The organism is Pseudomonas sp. SIMBA_068 (assembly GCF_046534705.1).
Lineage (GTDB): Bacteria > Pseudomonadota > Gammaproteobacteria > Pseudomonadales > Pseudomonadaceae > Aquipseudomonas > Aquipseudomonas putida.
This window is the reverse complement of sequence record NZ_JAWRYI010001347.1, coordinates 1-245: the sequence shown is the minus strand read 5'-3', so window position 1 is coordinate 245 and position 245 is coordinate 1. Positions and strand designations below refer to the sequence as shown.

General features: G+C 51.8%; 1 pseudogene. It reads right to left on the bottom strand.

The features are described 5' to 3' along the window. Positions 1–79 (bottom strand): annotated as a pseudogene (locus tag SB756_RS33995) (structural protein P5); the annotation flags it as partial. Positions 80–245 lie beyond the last annotated feature (166 nt).

Sequence of the window (245 nt, the reverse complement as noted above, 5' to 3'; positions counted from 1 at the left end):
GTTGGCCCTGCCAAGCGTTCCGTGGGTTGAAATCGATGTTGCCGGGGTTGTTGTTGCGTACACCGCGTGGTGTGGTCATAGGTTTGCTCCAGGCACAAAAAAACCCGCGAATGCGGGCGTAAAAGAGTTTGCATTTTTCGATCAGCTTCAACCACTCAACTCAACGTTACAGCTGTGAAGCACAGCGACACCGCTTTCGCTAAGAGAACGAGCAGCGACATCGAAAGTAAGTCCCTCATTCGGAA